An 18,574-nucleotide genomic window follows, 5' to 3' on the forward strand; every position below is an offset into this window, starting at 1 on the left:
TTAAAACTATGGAAAATTACAAGATTGAATTACAAAATACGTCAAATCCAGATATCCTAAAATTTGAAACCGACAGGTTTTTGGTCAATCATAAATCCTATGAATTTAACAATATTGATGACGCCAAAGACTCCCCTTTAGCTCAAGCTCTTTTTCATTTACCCTTTGTAAAAACAGTTTATATCGCTCAAAATTTTGTAGCGATAAAGAAGTTTAACATCGCCCCCTGGTCTGAAATTCAAAATGAATTAAAGTCTAAAATAACCGATTTATTAAACCAAGGAACTAAAATTGTAAAAGATAAAAACCAAAATGAAAAAATAGCCATAACGGTTTATGCCGAGAGCACACCCAACCCGGCGGTTTTAAAATTTGTTGCAAACAAGAAACTGGTTCTACAAAGCATTGAGTTTAAAAATATAGACGAAACCAAGGATGCACCACTACCTCAAGCTCTTTTTCATTTCCCTTTTGTAAAGGAAGTGTTTTTAGATGATAACTATATTTCGATTACTAAATACGATATTGCAGAATGGAATGAAATCACTCTAGAATTAAGGGAGTTTATCAAAACTTATTTAGAAGAAGGCAAACCAGTACTAAATAAAGAAATAAAGCGCACCGAGTCAAATAAAGACACAGAAAAACCAAAAAGCCAAGCTGATAATTCAAAAGAATTAGATTCGGTATCAAAGCAAATAATTGCCGTGTTAGAGGAGTATGTGAAACCCGCCGTAGCTAGTGATGGCGGTAATATTATGTTTGATTCTTACGAAGCCAACACTAAAACGGTAAAAGTTATTTTGCAAGGCGCTTGTAGCGGCTGTCCTTCATCTACCATCACCTTAAAGAATGGTATTGAAAACGTTTTAAAAGAAATGTTACACGATAAAATTGGCCGTGTAGAAGCTGTAAATGGCTAATATTGTATAACCAAATAACTCATAAAAAAAGGAGGCTCTCACGAGCCTCCTTTTTTATCAACTTATAACAGAATTTAAATTTACAACTCTCTTTTTGCGTCTTGATAATAATCATCAAAAAGCTGCAGTAAATTCATGGTAGCGCTTATTAAATCTTTGGTCTCTAACAAGATACCAAAATAAAGCTTGGTGTTTTTAGGGCTGGTTTCTGAAGTTCTGATACGATTGATTTGCTTTTGAATTAACTCAGACACCTTGTTCATTAACTTCTGCTTTTCTTCCAGAATTCGGTTAATATTTTCAAACGAATGACTATCGAAGGTTTCAATGATGTCATCAAAAAGCACCTGCATATCCCGATCTACACTTTTTAAATCTCTAATTTGATTAAACTTCAGGTTTTTATGATTATTGTTTACGTGTTTGTAACTTGATTGTGCTATAAGACCGATAGATTGTACCATGTCTTGCAAATAGTCTAAAAATAAGATATAGAATTTACTAGCTTCAACCGAGTTATCTTCTAAAGACTTAATAAAATAGAAAACATTATCTTTCAACTCTTCTACTTCTCCATCAAGCTCGTTCAAGCGTTTCTTATCTTTTTTAAGTTTACTCAGATCGTGATAACCCAAATGGTTTATGACCTTACTATATCTTTTATTAATACCTTTAATTACATTGGAAACATTTTGCGAAGTCTCTTGAGTAATTTCATTAATAGTGATGATATCGCTTCTATTAAATCGCTTTTTACTTTGTTCTAGTCTCTTTTTACGATTATGAAGAATTGCTCCACGAACAATTAAAAATACTGCTAGACCAACTAATAATGAAATGGCTACCATGCCTCCGAACCAAATCACCAAAGCAAAAATCGCCGCTGCCACAAAAGCTACTAAAGCAGTAACAAACCAACCGCCAACTACATTAATCACACCTGCCACACGATAAACAGCACTTTCACGATCCCAAGCACGATCAGCAAGCGAAGTACCCATGGCTACCATAAAGGTAACATAAGTAGTAGACAAGGGTAACTTAAGATTAGTACCTATTGAAATTAAAATACTAGCAACAACCAAATTCACAGAAGCGCGTACCATATCAAAAGCAGGAGCATCAATTCTGCGATCATTCAATAATTCTTTAGGTTTTTGAAATTTAGATTCGATACTATTGGTTATACTATTGGGTAGAATATGAGTAATACTGTTGCTAAAAATTACTGAATATCTTACAATAACCCTAGAGAGGCTATTCGGTTCAAAGCGTTCTGCCCCGTCTCCTTGTCTAGAAAGATTTATACCCGTATCTACAACCGCTCGGGCTTTACTCGAAAACCACAACGTAATAACCATTATGGCTCCAGCCCCTATCAAAAGTATTTCAGGGGTTTGCACCGCACCTGCAAGGCCGGTCATATCTAATTGTCCTGGTGCTTGGCCACTGGCCATCCAAATGTCGTAAGATTGCCAAGCTGCAATAGGAACCCCTATAAAATTTACCAAATCATTCCCGGCAAAGGCCAAGGCTAGTGCAAAGGTCCCAATTACTATAATTGCTCTAAGGATATTTACTTTGAATAGGCTCATCATTAACTGGGAAACAAGTGTCCAGAACAAAAAACTAATCCCTATTATTATCAAGGTTTGATCGTTTACAAATTCTTTAACCGACCCTGGAATAAAAGAAATACTTTTCATCCCTTTAATAAAAATGAAATAAGTGATAGCCGTAATAGACACCCCTCCAAAAACAGACCCTACATATTTCATTTTACGTTCAAACTGAAAAGAAAATACTAACCGGGAGAGATATTGCACAATGGCTCCTACTGTAAATGCAATGAGCACAGAAAGCAAAATACCCATAATTATCTCTAAGGCCTTTGAAGTGTTTATATAATCATAAATAAGATTAAAACTCTGGGACTGCTCGTATAACTTGATTGCAGCTACACTTACCGCAGCTCCTAACAACTCAAATACAATAGAAACTGTAGTTGAAGTAGGCAATCCTAAGGAATTAAAAAAGTCGAGCAATAGTACATCGGTAATCATAACTGCCAGAAAGATGATCATGATTTCATCAAAATAAAATTGACTGGGATCAAAGATTCCTTTTCTGGCTACTTCCATAAGTCCGCTTGAAAAGATTGCTCCAACGGCCACCCCTATACTAGCTACAATCATAATTGTCTTTAGGGAAATAGCTTTTGAACCAATGGCCGAATTTAGAAAGTTTACAGCATCATTACTTACCCCCACTACTAAATCTGTAATGGCTAAAGCAAATAATATAACTAAAACAATAATGTAAAAAGTTTCCATAAATTTGTTTACCTAATTGGGTGCAAAATTCCTGCTTTTATTTTTAATTACTTATCAACCCAATGTTACCAAAACATTAATTTTCAATTTACCTTCTTCCCGAAAAAAAATAATAATTATGATCAATTTTAAATCCAATAACCTCAAAAACTCCAATAGCCCTTATTTAAAACAACACGCCGACAACCCGATAAATTGGCAAGTGTGGAGTAATGACGTATTAAACTATGCTATTGAAAAAAATAAAATGCTGATAATTAGTATAGGTTATACTACCTGCCATTGGTGTCACGAAATGGAAAAAGAGGTATTCGAGAACAAGGAGGTAGCTAAATTTATGAATGAACATTTTGTTGCTATAAAAGTAGATCGTGAGGTTCATCCCGAAGTCGACCATCTCTATATGCAAAGTCTGCAGCTTATGATTAAGCAAGGGGGTTGGCCCCTAAATATTATAGCCCTACCCAACAAGATGCCAGTTTGGGGTTGTACATTTTTAAAAGCGAAACCATGGTTAAGTGCCTTAATGCAGATAAATGCTTTGTTTGAAAAAGATCCTAATTCAATGCAAGAATACGCCGACACCTTAAAGGAAGGAGTATCAAAACTACAATTACCTAATATAAATGATAAAGAATTAAAGAAAAAAATAGATTTTGAATTGCTTATAAATAAATGGAAGAATCAACTCGATTACACCTATGGAGGTGACTTGGGCATCCCAAAGTTTATGATGCCTAATCAGCACTTATTTTTACTAAAATACGCTCATATTGCCCAAGACGATAATTTGAATAATTATCTTAAATTAAGTTTGAAAAAAATTGAACGCGGAGGAATCCATGATCATATTGAAGGCGGATTTTCACGCTATGCTCTAGATCAAAATTGGCATGTCCCACATTTTGAGAAAATGTTATATGACAACCTTCAACTCATCAACCTGTACCACCAAGCCTATATTTTATTCCAAGAGAAATCCTTTAAAAAAACATATAAGAAAACACTCGCTTTCATTGACCAGCAATTGAGTGATAATGATTATTTGTGGTTTACTGCTCTAGATGCCGATAGCCTTAATTTAAAAGAAGAGCGCGAAGAAGGTGCATATTATACCTGGAAAAAAGAAGAACTCCAAGAATTACTAAAAGAAAAGTTTGAGTTATTTGCCAGTTACTTTAACATCAACCCGAAAGGGTATTGGGAGAATGGAAATTACATTTTATATAAAAGTCAATCCATTTCAAGCCTTGTAAAATCATTTAATTTATCGAAGCTAGAGGCAGAAAATAAAATAAACGAATGCTTACAAACATTAAAAGCTAGCAAAGCAAAAAGAGCAAAACCACAACTAGACAATAAAAAGATGCTATCGCTTAATGCCATGGCCATTACAACCTACTTGAATGTTTATAAAACAACACAAGAGCAACCTCTCCTATTGCGATGCCAAAATGCAATAGATCGAATATTACAGCTCAACTACGATGGCAATAAGCTTTACAAGGAATTACACGAGCACCAAGATTCAAAAGCTGGCAGCTTAGAAGATTACGCGTTTTTTATTCAGGCCTTACTTAGTATGCATGAAGTTAGTCTAAAGCCTATTTATTTAAAGCTTTCTGAGGCTTTTATCCAGTATTGTTTTAAAAACTTTAAAAAAGAAACCGATATCTTTTTTTACTATTCTGAGATTCATAACGAAGATTTATTTATAAAACCAATTGCAGTTCGTGATAATGTTGTTCCTAGTGCCAATGCTGTAATGAGTGAGAATCTGCATAAGCTGGCGCTGCTTACGGGCAAGTCAACATATCGAAAACAATTTGAGAAAATGCAAGATTGTATTTTGGCAGATATTATTCACTCTCCTAGTGACTATTCTCAATGGCTACAAAACCAATTGAAACGAGATTATCCGTTTTTTTTGGTGAAAACCAATGAAAACTTGTGGTCTGCGTTTTGCAAAAGAAAAGCACTTATTAACTTTTATCGTACGATTAATACAAGCCAAAAAAGCACAAATAACACTGTAAAGGAAGAAATATTAATTTGCACAGAAAAAGCTTGCCTCCCTCCTGTATATAATACGCAGAAAGCCATAAAGCTCTTATTGAGTAATAATTATTAACAAAAATTAAACGAATAAAAGTTTTAAAAAAGCAGTTTGTTCCATATAATGCAACAAACAAAAATTATAAATATGGAAATAACTGAATTTGAAAATTACGCAAAAGAGTATATCGATAAAATAATCGATTTCTTACCTAATTTACTAGCCGCAATTGTCATCTTAATTATAGGATGGTGGCTTTCTAAAGTCATTGTTAAGTATGTAAGAAAAATTTTAAGCAAAAAAGATTACGGCATTGCTTTAGAGCAATTTCTTACTAAAATTATCGAATATACGCTTAAGATTCTCGTTTTCATTACAGCTATTAATCAAATCGGTATAGAGACCACAAGTATAATTGCAGTTATTGGTGCTGCCACTTTAGCTATTGGTTTGGCTCTACAAGGTTCTTTGGCCAATTTTGCAGGAGGTGTGATTATAGTTATTTTAAAGCCCTTTAGAATAGGCGACTGGATTGAGGCTCAAGGTGTTTCTGGATCTGTAAAAGAAATCTCTTTATTTTATACAAAAATAAATACATTCGGGAATCAATTGGTTACGGTTCCTAATGGCCCTTTAGCCAATGATAACATTACTAACTACACTGTTGAAGGAAAGCGTAAAGATGCTATTACTATAGGTATTTCTTATGATGCAGATATAAAACAAGCTAAAGATATTTTAGAAAACCTTATGCTAGAGCAGGAAAATATTATGCGTGATCCTGCACCACAAGTAGTTGTAACAGAATTAGCCGATAATTCAGTTAATTTATCTTTACGTTTTTGGGCATTAAATGAGCATTTCTGGGACTGCCATTGGTATACCATCGAAGAGGCTAAAAGAAGATTGGATGCTGCCGAAATTGGTATTCCTTACCCTCAAAGAGACGTTCATATTATTAGCAAACCCGAATAAGGGATTACCCTAATTTGAAATCTTTCAAATAAAACGGTTCAAAATAAGCGACGTCTTCTACGTCGCTTATTTTATATTTTCGCATAGCCAAAATACCTACTTCCTTTGCAGAAGGTTGTGCTTCAACAAAAGTAAAATTATCTTTAGACGTCAACTTTTCAGACAACTTACTTGTAGCTTCTCCCAAAAATAAAAGACGTTGGCTTTTTTCATCTTGAAAAGAATCTGCTTCAATTATTAAAGCTTCAACGGGTTTAATTGTGGTTAAGCCAGTATCAGATTTCGAATTCACCGAATAAAAACCGGCATAAACTTCCATTCGGCGAGCATCTAGGCAAGATATAATTTTATCTACCTCTCCGTGCGTTTCTTTATTATACCGCATAGCTAGAGCCTCTAAAGTATCGACGGCAATAAGCGGAACGCCCAAGGCATAACACAAACCTTTAGCCGCCGACACCCCAATTCGTAATCCGGTATACGACCCTGGACCTTTACTTATGGCTACTGCATCTAAACTTTTTAATGAAAAACCATTGTCTTCAATTATTTTTTGAATAAAGGTATGAAGCAATTCAGCGTGGGAATATCCAGGAGTTCGATCTTCGATTAAATCTATTAACTTCTCATCTTTCCACAACGCAACAGAACAATTGGTAGTTGTTGTTTCTAACGCTAATAATAATGCCAATTTATTTCGATTTTTTAATTTCTTCAACCGCGTGACCGTCTTTTAATTTTTTAGTAACTAAACTATACGGACCTGTAATTATTTTATCTCCTTCTTTAAGACCTTCAATAATCTCAATATTGGTTTCATCTTGAATACCGGTTTTTATGGCTTGTAACTTTGCTTCGCCTTCCTCTTTAATGAATACAGCTTCGTAAGTTTTGTCGTCTAAACCAGACGCGTTTGACTTGGTCGTATCTGTTTTAATAACAATCGCGCTAATAGGAACCGCAAGAATGTCTTTTTTACTGTTTGTAATTATATCAACTGTGGCTGTCATCCCTGGTCTAAAGGGTGAATAGTTCTCTCCTTTACCCGCTAATAAATCGGCATAAGATTCTTTTAAAATTTTCACTTTCACCTTAAAGTTAGTTACTTGATCGGCAGAAAGCGCATCGTTTGCAGAATTACTTATAGCCGTTACCAACCCCTTAAATTTTTTATCCAAGTAAGCGTCAACCTCCACTATAGCGGAATCACCTACATTAATTTTTACGATATCATTCTCATTCACATCAACCTCAACTTCCATTTCATTCAAGTTGGCAACGCGTAATATCTCTGTACCCGCCATTTGCTGGGTTCCCACAACACGCTCGCCCAATTCGGCGTCCAATTTTGAAATTGTCCCCGACATGGGTGCATAAATTGTAGTTCTGCCTAAGTTATCTTGTGCTTCGTTAACCGTTGCTGCGGCACTTTGTACATTAAAATAGGCGCTTTTTTGTGTGGCTTTTGCTACCTCATACCTAGATAAAACGGCATCCCATTCACTTTGTGAAATAACCCCTTTCTCAAACAAAGTTTTGTTTCGGTTATAGTTAGCTTCAGCTTCTTTAAGGCTAGCCTTAGCTTGCTCTAAATTGGCTTTAATATTTTGGTAGCTAGCTTGCGAACGTTGTAGACTTGATTGGTATAAATCTGGATTAATTTTTACCAGTAAATCACCTTTTTCAACGCGTTGTCCTTCTTTTATAGGTAGTTCGATAATCTCACCCGAAACTTCAGAAGATAGTTTAACCTCTACCTCAGGCTGTATTTTACCCGTTGCTGACACCGTTTCTACCAAGTCCATTTTTTCTAAAAGGGATACCTCCACTTGTTTAAGGTTATCTGCCTTTCCAAACCAACCCGCTTTTTTACCTCCTATTAAAAAGGCAATTAAAACCAATACACTTATTACAATTACAAGTATTTTCTTTTTTTTCATTTTTATAATTTTAAGTTTTGCGGATCTATTCCGAAATACAATTCAAGCACCTTTAATTTAAAAATATAGTCGTATTTAGCACGATTAAGCTCTATAAAAGCGTTGTCTAATCTTTGTTTAGCCTGGGTAAAATCAAAACCATTGGTGAGACCAACATCATAGCGCTGCTGGGCATAATCAAAAGCCAATTCTTGTGATTTAACCACTTCTTGAGCTGCTTCATATGCTTCTAAAGCTCCCTGAGCATCTACGTGTGCTTGATATACATTAGACTCTAAATCTAATTTAGCTTGTTCTAGTTGGTACTTTCTTCTTTCTAAATTTATTTTACTGCGAGCTACATTATTTCTAGTGGCCAAACCGTTAAGTATAGGTACGTTTAATTGCACTCCATAGCCAATTCCGTCATTTTGATACAACTGCGTTGTGAATGAACGTTCAAAAAAATCATTATCTGAATAACGGGTATTATATCCAAAAAAAGCGGTTAAAGTAGGATAATATGCTCCCCTAGAAATTTGCACATCTTTTTGTGCAATAGCTAAATTTTGTTCGGCAATTTTAAGTTCTGGCCTATTCTCTTCCGCGGAAGCGATAATAGATGCCACAGGCTGGTTAGCTACTTCGTTTGAGACCAGCTCATAACCTTCATCAACGATTTGAAAATTTTCATAATCTTTAACCAACAACAACTGCGCGAGATTAATTAAAGCAATTTTTACATTGTTTCGTGCTATGGCTATTTGCTGCTTTTCATTGGCCATATTGGCTTTTATTTCTAAAAGATCTCCTTTTGGTAGTACGCCACCTTCTACCAAATCTTCTGTACGCTTTAACTGCTCATTACTAACCTGGTTTTGACTTTGTAGCGATGATAGGTTGGCTTTATTAAGCAAGACATTTAAATAGGCGTTTGCCACGGCGAGACTAATATCATCTTTCATTTTATCAAGTTGATATTGCGTGGCCAATTGAGCTAATTTGGCTCTTTGGAGCTGCCTAATGTTCCTTAAACCATCAAATAAAGTAAGTGAAGAATTAAACCCGGTGGTAAAAGAACTAAAAACTTCATTCTCAAATTGGTTGGTAACCGGGTTAATGTTAGCTCCGGTATTCGTAGAGTAAGATGCAGAACCATTAAGACTTGGTATAAAATTACCTATAGCATCTCTTTTATCGTACTGAGCACTTTCCAAATCTAACTCAGATTGTTTGATACTGATGTTGTTCTCTAAAGCATGCGTAACACATTCGTTTAGCGTCCATTTTTTTTCTTGGCTAAAAAGTACAGCCGGAAGACAAAATATGGAAAGGAGTAAAGTTTTTATTCGCATCATTATAATTTACTAATTTATAAGTAGAAAAAGTAGGATTATTGTTACAACTGGATCAAATAAATAACCACAAGCAACTTAATTTCCTTTTGCTCTACTTTTAAAACCTACTAATCATAGGACGAATATGATGGAATTTTGTTACAAAAAGCGCGTTACTATGCTTCTTTTTTTCTATTCTTTAAGGTGCGATAAACCGCTATGCCAACCCCGCCAACCAGCAGATAAGGAAAAACCATTAAATACATAATTCCATTGTTTATCGACTTGGCGGCTGTCCCATCTGGGTCGCTTTCTAATACCGCTCGACACATAGCGCATTGTGCATTGACTGGTAATATGAAACCAATAAATAATACAAAAAACAAAAGAAAGACTAATTTTTTATCCATAATAAGGTAACATAAACAAATAAACCAAAACTCCTGTTACAGCCACATAAAACCAAATAGGAAAAGTATATCGGGCTATTTTAACATGCTTTTTATATTCTGCTGTTAAACCTCTATACATGGTAAACAAGACCAAAGGTACTATTATAGCAGAAAGTACGATATGCGAAATTAAAATAAAAAAATACAATGGCCTTAAAAATCCTTCTCCTCCATAAGGAACAGGATCATTACTTAATTTAGAGAAAACATAACTAATTAAAAACACGCAAGATAAAACAAAAGCAGTAATCATTACATTGCGATGAAGTAGTTTTTCTCCTTTACGGATTAAGATATAGCCAAGAAATAAAAGTACTGCTGTAATCCCATTTAAAACGGCGTGAAAAAATGGATAGGTACCTATTTCTAATCCTAATAAATCATATCTTGTAGGAAGATTGAGCAGGACTAATACTATAAGTGGTACCGCAATAGATAAAATAATAATAATAGGTACAACAATTTTATCTTTACCCTTTTGAATTACCTCTTTCATTTTACAACAACTTTTTTATATCAGATTTAAGCATATTTAGATCTTTGGGGGCTAACCCATCGTAATAACCTTTTGGATTACCATATTCATCGAGGCGAGAAACAATCTCACCTTGCTTATTGATAAGAGCAAAATAGCCTGAATGTTCAAAGTTACCTTTTACCTTAGGATTGTAGGCTGCGTAAAGATTGAATCCTTGATTGGCTAATTGGAATATAGCGTCTCGTTCACCAGTTAACAAATGCCAATTAGGATGTGATATACCATGTTTTTTGGCGTAGGCAGCTAAAATCTCTGGCGTATCGTATTCTGGATTAATACTAAAAGAAGCTATACCGAAATTAGGATTACCAAAAAATTCGTCTTGAATTTTTGTCATATTTTCATTCATTTCGGGGCAAATAGTAGGACAAGTAGTAAAAAAGAACTCTACTACATAAACCTTACCCTTAAAATCTTCATCAGAAATGAGCTCACCATCTTGATTGGTAAACTGATAACTAGGCACCTTACCTATTACTGTCATAGCAACTTTATTACCGCTAAAACGATCTACTATTTTAGGAACCGCCCAAATTCCAAAAATCAAAATAATAAAAGTTATACCAATGTATTTATAATTTTTCATCTTTATCTTTAATTGCATTCCCCTTTGTGGCCAATCTATATTCGGCTAAAATCACTTTTATGTCGTCGCTCATGATGTTGCTAAGCTCTGCCACAGAAGAAGTGTCATACCCATAATTTTCAACCACACTTTTATCTTGCTCATCTTTTCTTCCGCGTAAAGCTAATTCTTTATCAATAATAAAAACGTGCTCATTAGCACCACCTTCATTTAATTGCAGAGGGGTTTGCAAACTATCAAAGACCCTTTGAATGTCATGCTGAGTACCAAAAGCAAATTTCCAATTCTTGACATCTATGGTGGTGCCTAATTGATTTAGCAGATCTTGGACCGCTTGTTCTTGCCCATTTTCTGCCAATATCACAAATTGAAAGTCCTTAAACTGATAGTTTTTATCGTAAATTTTTTCATTAAGATTAAAAGCATTCCCTTCCATTTCCTTAACGCGATTCCCCATGAAGAAAAGAACACTAATATGGTTTTTCAAACGCACTTCTTCGCTTTGAGAAGTCTGAAAATTATCGATTTCGGAAATAGGTTTGGTTAAAGTGGGAAGTATGGCAAAATGATTAATTCCTGAAGAAAAAAATAAGTAAGCCACAATAGGCAATGCAAACAATAAGGTAAGCACTAAATATTTTTTCATAACAATATAATTGCTTTTGCAAAAATAAAAAAGACGGTTAAATAAAACCGCCTTTTTCTATGATTTAACTTATGTTTCTATTAGAAATTCCAAGTTAGAAAACCGTTAGCAAAAACATCGTGAACATAAACTCCTTCTGCAAGAAGGATAAAAACCAAGTAACAAACTAGAAATACAACTGTCCACACCACAGAACGCCTTAAACCCTTCTTTTCACCTTCCATATGCATAAAGGCCCAAGTAATTAAATAAGCTTTATAAACGGTTAAAATAATAAATATCCAATTTAAAAGATGCATATACAAGATATCGGTCTGCACCAAGAATGCTGGTTTAAAGATACCCAATACCACCTCTACAATAGTTACTACTGAGAGTAACATAAATACATACCAAATTCGCTTTGTTGCTGATTGATTAGTATGTGCTGAATCGTGTGCCATTTTTAATTGTGTTTTTTATTAAACAAGGTAAAAGAAAGTAAATACAAATACCCAAACTAAGTCTACAAAGTGCCAATATAATCCCACTTTTTCTACCATTTCATAGCTTCCTCTTCGCTCATATGTGCCTATTAAAACATTAAAAAATATTATAATATTTAGAATAATACCCATAGATACGTGAAAACCATGAAATCCTGTGATAAAGAAAAAGAAATCGGCAAATAATGGCGGTCCATATTCATTATGGGTAAGGTTTGCTCCTTCTACGGTTGTAACAGCATCATTCTCTAATTTTGCCAATGAAGCTTCTCTAGATAAAACAATTTTCTTACCGTTCTCATCTAATTGCTGAATACGAACCAATATGTTTGGATTAGCTTCAAACCCCTTAGTAATTTCCTCTACAGTAAAACTAGCAGACGTCTGCTTATCAGCATCATACCACACACCATTGCTAGGCTGGTGTTCTATACGGTCTTGAGGTAAGGTTTTAGCAAAATCGGCTAAAGCAACGCGCTCGTGATCGGCATCTACGAACTGTAAAATTTGACCTCCTCGTGTTTCAACCGCACCGTAGGTACCGTTTATAAAATTTTTCCACTCCCAAGCTTGCGATCCTACAAAGACCAAACCACCAATAATGGTTAAAAACATGTAGAGTGTAACTTTCTTTTTGTTCATATGATGTCCTGCATCTACAGCTAACACCATGGTCACCGATGAAAATATTAGAATAAAAGTCATCAACGCCACATAGTACATGGGTGCGTCAACCCCGTGTAAGAACGGAAAGTGATTAAACACCTCATCGGCTATAGGCCAAGAGTCTATAAACTTAAATCTTGAAAAACCATAAGCTGCTAAAAACGCCGAAAACGTAAGCGCATCTGATGCAATAAAAAACCACATCATTAATTTTCCATAACTTGCTCCAAGTGGTTTATTTCCTCCACCCCAAGTTTTTCCTTCGGTGCCTGTTTGGGCAACAGTAGCTTCCATAAATAGAAATTAGTGTTAAATATTAAGCAAAAATAGTTAATTTTATTATCCTAAGAAATATAAAAAGAAAAACAGATAAATCCATAAGACATCTACAAAATGCCAAAAGGTCGCACCTAGCTCTAATCCAAGCATTTGCCCAGATTTATAGCGCTGTTTAGAATTATTATAAATTAAGACTAATAATATGATTAAACCCGCCACTATATGGGCGATATGAGATATAACAATTAAATAAATAAAAGATGAAGTTATGTTGCTCGCACTTCCTGTAAAATAATACCCCTCACCCAAAATTTCCATAAATCCTTGAAATTGCATCCAAACAAAAACACTACCCAAAACAAAGGTTGCTATAAGTAACCACCCTGCTTTTTTGGTTTCATTATTCTTTACGGCTTTTTTAGCAAAAAGCAGACAGACACTACTTAGCAAAATAACAATTGTACTGTACAAAAAAGGCGCTGGTAATTGAAAATCTTCAATCCAATCGGGCCTATCTTTACTCACCACAAATGCACTGGTAAGGCCAGCAAACATCATACCCATGCTTATGATTGCGAACCACAACATCATTTTTTTTGACCGTGCTATTTTTTCTCTCTCGGTACCATCTGTTAAATCCATAAGCGAATATATTTATCTAAAACATAAATTATTTGTAGTAAGGTAATATAGCTAACACTAGCAAACATAAGCTGCTTAGCCGTTTTTTGGTCTCTATCACGGTATAATTTCACGGCATAATACATCATACCTGAGCCAAGTAAAAATATTAATACCCCTGCAATCGGACTCAGATATAATTTACCGGTAACCCCCAGTGTGGGTACTAGTGAAATTACCACCGTCCAAATTGTATAGAGTATAATTTGAATCGCAGTCCCTTTATCTCGTTTTCCCGTTGGCAGCATAAAAAATCCGCCTTTCTCATAATCATCGTACAACCACCAACCTAACGCCCAGAAATGCGGGAATTGCCAAAAAAACTGAATCATAAAAAGCGTTCCTGGCTCGATACTAAAATCATTTGTAGCGGCTACCCAGCCAAGCATAAATGGGATTGCTCCCGGAAAGGCACCTATAAATACAGAAAGTGGTGTTTTGGTTTTTAATGGTGTATAAACACTTACATACAAAAAGATTGATATCGCACCGAACATAGACGTTACAGGGTTGATGATATACAAAACAGCCAACCCCAATAAGGTGAAACTAACAGCAATAAACAGCGCCATTTTCACACTCATTCTACCTGCTGGTAAAGGCCTGTTTTTGGTACGGCTCATTAATCCATCTAAATCACGCTCTAAAACTTGATTAAAAGCATTACTTGCACCAACCATCATATAACCTCCAATACCGAGCAATAAAACCGTAAAAAAGTTAATTTTATCGGCTCCTAGAAAATAACCAGCAATAGAAGAAAAAACCACACTTACCGCCAAACGCATTTTGGTAATTTCTTTAAAATCGGTTAACCGACTTACCTGATAAGTATTTTCTATGGTCTTGCTCAATCTCCTAAAAATTGTCGCTGCAAAGATACTGCTTAAAAGCGGTAAAGACAAAGCATGCTGCTATATTTTTAAAAGTCGTAGTACCAATTAAATAAGTCGGTTCTAAACCCAAAATTTAACCAGGTAGTAGTGCCCGTAGACGGCAGGAATGTATTTTCAATATCGGGTGTCAAGTTTCGATAAATAAAATTAGCATACACTTTTAAATTTGTAGCCGGATTAAGCAAATACCCCAACTCTGTCTCAGCATAAAAAAAGTCTGCGGTGTTCCCTTGCAGCATTTCGTTTCCTTTATTACTTATTCGCTGGTCTTCACTTCCGTAAATATTTCCGCCGTAAAACGGATCTAAATCTGCTTCCAGCTCTAATCCGCGTTTTCCTAAAATAAATTTAGCATGCCCATACCAGCGTTTTTGCTTATAGCGAGTTATGAATAAAAACTCTCTGAAATTAGCACCCCATAAATGCGCTAAAGATTGATTGTTATGACCGTAATTTAAAACCACTGTATTATGAGAGTAAGTGTAAGGTCGAGCCTGATTATATTCTACCTGTAAATTTAAATTGCGTACACCAACAAAGTCATATAATTTAAGGCCCAATTGATAGGCAATCTTGTTTTTGTAACTCTGCTGGCCTCCAAAAATATCTGAAGATGAAAACTCATCGATCATCATTTGGGTATAGGCGTTAATTTGATTTGAAAATTTGTACTTGGCATCAAGACCAATCAATGCATTTCCTCCTCTAGATCCTGTTGAAAATTCTATGGCACGGTAAAAAATAACCGGATTCAAGTAGTTAAAATCAAAACCTCGATCGTTGTCGTTTTCCCATAGTACAGATTCAAACAATCCTATATTTAATCGCTTGCTTACATTGTAGCTTAAATGATGAGTGGCCATATATTTTGTGCGAAAAGAGCCAGACTCTGTCACCGCTGGCCTTATGTCGCGTAGACTCATCCAAATATTGGTATATTTTATTTTCCAAAAACTGGTATTAATTTTAAAAAATGGGTACGGGCTCGCATTATCGCTCAATAGCATAGAACGATAACCGTCGCCAATAAAGTTTTTTCCATGCCCTAATTGTAAATTAAAATAATTATTTGGGGTGTAAGAGATATAGCCTTCTGCGATAGGATAATCATAACTATCTGTTTTAAAATCTTTTGCAATTCCCCTTGCAGGTATTACGGCAGGATTTCCGCCATCGGGCCGAATACTATTAGCATACTCATTAAAATAGTTGGCAAAACGTCCTTGACTCTCATAAACTGCCGCATAAAAATTAAATTTAGAGCCAATCCCTCCTTGTATCACAGCGGCACGAGTATTATTGTAAGTAGAATTAAAATCGGCATCAAAATCTTTACCTATTTGAAGGTCTGCAGCTACATCTGCAGTAAACCAATAATCTTCGGTTTGTAAACGTACCAAATGCTCGTTAAAAAACTTTTTACCAAACCATGATTTAAAAGGTAATTTTAGTTTTTCATGTTCGTTTTTAAAATTATAGTAAGCATTAACACGATTGTAAGTCATCGGCTTGACCGAAGTATGGGCATTACTTCCCAACTGATTTAATTCCTTATCGAACCGATTGTATATTTCGTGCGATAACGGAATATTGATTTGGCTTTCATATTCTGGATTTGTATAGGGCACTTTAGCTTGGTTGACTAAATCGTATTCTTGAAGTTTAATTTCTTGGCTTTCTTTGTTGGTTGTCTTTTCTTGAACAATTTTATTAGGTGCCTCTAAAGGTAGTTTTATAGGATAGCGAAACTGCATATAGGTAGGCTTGCCGTTAAAAAATGCTGGTTTCACCTTAGGGAATGCGTTAAAGGTGCGGTAAACCTCTTCTTTTAAAACTTTATGAGCACTAGTCACATAAAGCACATTAAAGCTTCCAGATTTATCAACTTCAAACAAAACATCAATTTGAGTTTCTATATCCTTCAGATTGGCTGGTATATTAAAATTTTCAAACACCAATTCGTTTAATCGCTCATAAAAGCAATTTTCTATTTCATTATCGGATTGAGCAGTACAAGAATCAAAAACGGGAAATTGCTCTATTCTTTGGGTAGTTTGTTGAGCCAAAGTTAGGTTAGCCAGTAAAAGCGTGAAGATAAGCAAATTGAAATTAGCCATAGATTTAAAAATAGTTAAGTACACAAATGTAAAACTAAGTGGCTTATAGCGCAAAGCTTAGTACCTAAAATTAAAACTTTAAATCCATAAAAAAAGCCTTCAAATGCTTGAAGGCTTTTATATTGAATAAGATTAAGATTAATCTTGCACTTGAAAAATAATAGGAAGTGAGTACAAAACACCAACTGGTTTTCCACGTTGTTTACCAGGCACCATATTAGGCAACATACCTACAACACGCTCGGCTTCTTTTTGCAACCTTGGGTGTGGGGCTCTCGCTTGAACACCAACAACCTTTCCGTTTCTGTCAATTTTAAATCTTACATATACTCTATTTACACCAGACAAACCGAGTTCTGAACCAAGATCTGTATTAAATTTGCTATTTACAAAATTCTTGATTTTATCAGACATACACTTCTTACGTTCGGCGTTAGTTTTATATTTTTCACAGCCAGGAAATAAAGGAACATCCTCAATAGCCGTAAAAGGAACATCTTCTATCACTTCTTCAGGAGTTGGCTCCACATCATCAACCTCAACTATTTCTGGCTCATCTGTAACCTCGGTAGACTCAATAATTTCTTCCTCGATTTCTACATCATCCTCAACTACTTCGATCACCTCTGGTGCTGGTGGCGGTGGCGGTGGTGGCGGTGGTGGGGTTTGTATCTCGGTAATGGGCACATCTTCTTCCTCTAGTTGGTCAAATTGCACTACTCCTTGGTCTATGGCTTCTTTGTCATAAGTTTTCCACTCAATGGCACGCCAAGTAATCAAAAGCATTAGAATAAGACCAATTTGGAAGAACAAAACACTTTTTCTTCCTAAATCTTTCTTTGGATTTTTTTTTGGTTTCATAACTTGAGTTTAACGAATTGCTAATGTAAATATTTTTTGATAAAAATCTAAAAGTTTAACTTCTTTTCTTGTTTCTCAGGCCTCATCAAATAAGTTGAAACCCAATATGCGACCATCACGCCGGCAGAATTGGCCAAAATATCCCAATAATCAAAAGTTCTGTAACTTGTAAGACTTTCTTGTAATACTTCAATAAAAATGCCAAAAATGATTACGAGTAAAGAAACTATTTTTTTAATTGAGATAAACCTAGCGTTTTTAACTGCTTTAAAGAGGTACCAAATCCATAAAAAGCTTAAAACAAAATAGGCCGTAAAATGAAAAATCTTATCGGCCTGATTGATTTGAACTTTTGGTAAACCTTGCGTACTGGTTAAAGATAGGTAAACAATGCACAAGGTATTAACCAAAGCAAGAACGAGTAAAAGTTTAGCTGGCAATAAGTTCTTTATAAGCTTCTGCATCTAATAGGTCTTCTATTTCTTCTTGGTTGCTTATTTTAATTTTAATAATCCAGCCTTCGGTATACGGATCTGTATTTACATTCTCTGGCTCGTCTTCTAGTCCTTCATTGAACTCGATGATTTCACCACTCAAAGGCAAAAACAAATCAGAAACGGTTTTAACAGCCTCTACACTTCCAAAAACTTCATCTTTGGCTAATTCTTCGCCTTCTGTTTCTACCTCAACATATACAATATCACCTAGTTCGCTTTGTGCGAAATCGGTTATACCCACAGTAGCAACATCACCGTCTATTTTAACCCATTCGTGGTCTTTAGTGTACTTTAATTCATTTGGAATGTTCATAATATTAACTGATT

Annotated in this window: 19 protein-coding genes; 3 read left to right on the forward strand and 16 right to left on the reverse strand. The window is 35.1% G+C overall.

Going from position 1 to position 18,574, the window contains the following annotated elements:
- Positions 1-8 precede the first annotated feature (8 nt).
- The gene (locus tag FT993_RS05640) at positions 9-923 is read left to right on the forward strand and encodes a NifU family protein (protein WP_147861569.1); all 915 of its coding nucleotides are present in this window, start codon (positions 9-11) and stop codon (positions 921-923) included.
- An 80-nt stretch (positions 924-1,003) separates the two neighbouring features.
- Here FT993_RS05640 and FT993_RS05645 read toward each other — a convergent pair whose 3' ends face one another.
- The gene (locus FT993_RS05645; protein WP_147861570.1) at positions 1,004-3,256 is read right to left on the reverse strand and encodes an inorganic phosphate transporter; all 2,253 of its coding nucleotides are present in this window, start codon (positions 3,254-3,256) and stop codon (positions 1,004-1,006) included.
- 118 nt (positions 3,257-3,374) lie between these two features.
- Between FT993_RS05645 and FT993_RS05650 the strand changes: the two genes are divergently transcribed.
- Both FT993_RS05650 and FT993_RS05655 read left to right on the forward strand, forming a co-directional pair.
- Positions 3,375-5,387 carry a thioredoxin domain-containing protein gene (locus FT993_RS05650; RefSeq protein ID WP_147861571.1) on the forward strand — a complete coding sequence of 671 codons (2,013 nt, stop codon included), beginning with the start codon at positions 3,375-3,377 and terminating at the stop codon, positions 5,385-5,387.
- 72 nt (positions 5,388-5,459) lie between these two features.
- Complete coding sequence (locus FT993_RS05655; protein ID WP_147861572.1) at positions 5,460-6,287, forward strand: mechanosensitive ion channel family protein; 828 nt, start codon at positions 5,460-5,462, stop codon at positions 6,285-6,287.
- Positions 6,288-6,291: 4 nt separating this feature from the next.
- Here the strand turns inward: FT993_RS05655 and tsaB are convergent, their stop codons facing one another.
- The 15 genes from tsaB to gcvH form a co-directional block, all read right to left on the reverse strand.
- Positions 6,292-6,978 (reverse strand): tRNA (adenosine(37)-N6)-threonylcarbamoyltransferase complex dimerization subunit type 1 TsaB, encoded by a 687-nt coding sequence (gene tsaB, locus FT993_RS05660; RefSeq protein WP_147861573.1) that lies wholly within the window; start codon positions 6,976-6,978, stop codon positions 6,292-6,294.
- Between the two features lies 1 nt (position 6,979).
- On the reverse strand, positions 6,980-8,227 hold the full coding sequence (locus FT993_RS05665; protein ID WP_147861574.1) for an efflux RND transporter periplasmic adaptor subunit: 1,248 nt from the start codon (positions 8,225-8,227) through the stop codon (positions 6,980-6,982).
- Between the two features lie 2 nt (positions 8,228-8,229).
- Positions 8,230-9,564 (reverse strand): TolC family protein, encoded by a 1,335-nt coding sequence (locus FT993_RS05670; protein ID WP_370450885.1) that lies wholly within the window; start codon positions 9,562-9,564, stop codon positions 8,230-8,232.
- 155 nt (positions 9,565-9,719) lie between these two features.
- Complete coding sequence (locus FT993_RS05675) at positions 9,720-9,953, reverse strand: hypothetical protein (RefSeq protein WP_187240763.1); 234 nt, start codon at positions 9,951-9,953, stop codon at positions 9,720-9,722.
- The gene (locus FT993_RS05680; RefSeq protein WP_147861576.1) at positions 9,946-10,491 is read right to left on the reverse strand and encodes a DUF420 domain-containing protein; all 546 of its coding nucleotides are present in this window, start codon (positions 10,489-10,491) and stop codon (positions 9,946-9,948) included. Before FT993_RS05680 ends, FT993_RS05675 begins: the two co-directional genes overlap by 8 nt.
- Before the next feature lies 1 nt (position 10,492).
- Positions 10,493-11,119, reverse strand: a complete 627-nt coding sequence (locus FT993_RS05685) for an SCO family protein (RefSeq protein WP_187240764.1) — start codon at positions 11,117-11,119, stop codon at positions 10,493-10,495.
- Positions 11,106-11,765: a hypothetical protein gene (locus tag FT993_RS05690; protein ID WP_147861577.1), complete on the reverse strand. Its 660-nt coding sequence runs from the start codon at positions 11,763-11,765 to the stop codon at positions 11,106-11,108. Before FT993_RS05690 ends, FT993_RS05685 begins: the two co-directional genes overlap by 14 nt.
- Positions 11,766-11,845: 80 nt before the next feature.
- On the reverse strand, positions 11,846-12,208 hold the full coding sequence (locus FT993_RS05695) for a cytochrome C oxidase subunit IV family protein (protein WP_147861578.1): 363 nt from the start codon (positions 12,206-12,208) through the stop codon (positions 11,846-11,848).
- Positions 12,209-12,226: 18 nt separating this feature from the next.
- Entirely contained in the window at positions 12,227-13,210 is a 984-nt protein-coding gene (locus tag FT993_RS05700) for a cytochrome c oxidase subunit 3 (RefSeq protein ID WP_147861579.1), read from the reverse strand.
- 45 nt (positions 13,211-13,255) lie between these two features.
- Positions 13,256-13,837, reverse strand: a complete 582-nt coding sequence (locus FT993_RS05705) for a cytochrome c oxidase subunit 3 (protein ID WP_147861580.1) — start codon at positions 13,835-13,837, stop codon at positions 13,256-13,258.
- The gene (gene cyoE, locus FT993_RS05710; RefSeq protein ID WP_147861581.1) at positions 13,828-14,730 is read right to left on the reverse strand and encodes a heme o synthase; all 903 of its coding nucleotides are present in this window, start codon (positions 14,728-14,730) and stop codon (positions 13,828-13,830) included. Before cyoE ends, FT993_RS05705 begins: the two co-directional genes overlap by 10 nt.
- 68 nt (positions 14,731-14,798) lie before the next feature.
- Positions 14,799-16,889: a capsule assembly Wzi family protein gene (locus FT993_RS05715; RefSeq protein WP_147861582.1), complete on the reverse strand. Its 2,091-nt coding sequence runs from the start codon at positions 16,887-16,889 to the stop codon at positions 14,799-14,801.
- Between the two features lie 138 nt (positions 16,890-17,027).
- Positions 17,028-17,750 (reverse strand): energy transducer TonB, encoded by a 723-nt coding sequence (locus tag FT993_RS05720; protein WP_147861583.1) that lies wholly within the window; start codon positions 17,748-17,750, stop codon positions 17,028-17,030.
- 47 nt (positions 17,751-17,797) lie between these two features.
- Positions 17,798-18,214 (reverse strand): VanZ family protein, encoded by a 417-nt coding sequence (locus FT993_RS05725; RefSeq protein WP_147861584.1) that lies wholly within the window; start codon positions 18,212-18,214, stop codon positions 17,798-17,800.
- The gene (gene gcvH, locus FT993_RS05730; RefSeq protein WP_147861585.1) at positions 18,180-18,560 is read right to left on the reverse strand and encodes a glycine cleavage system protein GcvH; all 381 of its coding nucleotides are present in this window, start codon (positions 18,558-18,560) and stop codon (positions 18,180-18,182) included. The genes FT993_RS05725 and gcvH overlap by 35 nt, the downstream gene beginning before the upstream one ends.
- Positions 18,561-18,574 lie beyond the last annotated feature (14 nt).

The sequence above is a fragment of the Mesonia sp. HuA40 genome, assembly GCF_008017835.1.
Classification (GTDB): domain Bacteria; phylum Bacteroidota; class Bacteroidia; order Flavobacteriales; family Flavobacteriaceae; genus Mesonia.